Source organism: Pseudonocardia sp. EV170527-09 (assembly GCF_008369905.1).
Lineage (GTDB): Bacteria > Actinomycetota > Actinomycetes > Mycobacteriales > Pseudonocardiaceae > Pseudonocardia.
The window spans coordinates 1-477 of the sequence record NZ_VRMC01000338.1 but is presented as its reverse complement, the minus strand read 5'-3'; the positions used below and the strand labels follow the sequence as shown (position 1 = coordinate 477).

Below are 477 nucleotides of genomic sequence, written 5' to 3'. Positions count from 1 at the left end.
AGGCTTGTGCATATAAGCAGACGAGTTAGGAGGTGGCACCGATGGCGTCGCTCAACCCGAAGTCGTTCACGCCGCTCTATCAGCAGGTGGCAGACATCCTGCGCAGCCGAATCATTGACGGGACCTACGGCCCGGGTAGCAAGCTCCCTAGCGAGTCCGAGCTGATCGAGGAGCTGGGCTCGGTCACTCGTCCGACCATCCGTAGTGGTCTGGCCATCCTGGTTCAGGAGGGGCTGACCGAGTCCCGCCAGGGCAAGGGTGTGTTCGTCCGCGAGGTCCCGCCGGTCATCGCTGTGCGCAGCAGCCGGTTCTCGCGGCAGGCGCGAGCCCAGGGCAAGGGTGCTCTTGCCGCCGAGGCTGAGGCCCTGGGGCTGGAGTGGCGCTCGGAGGAGCTGTCGCCCATTGAGATCGTGACGGTGTCCCCGGACGTCGCGAAGGTCATCGGTGAGGAGGAGGCCGTCGTCAAGCGCCGGCGGA

At 66.2% G+C, this 477-nt stretch carries 1 protein-coding gene; it reads left to right on the top strand.

Annotated features, from left to right (window positions below):
- Window positions 1–41 precede the first annotated feature (41 nt).
- Window positions 42–477, top strand: a 436-nt coding sequence (locus tag FVA95_RS29415; RefSeq protein WP_149666949.1) for a GntR family transcriptional regulator, incomplete at its 3' end; no start/stop codon positions are given.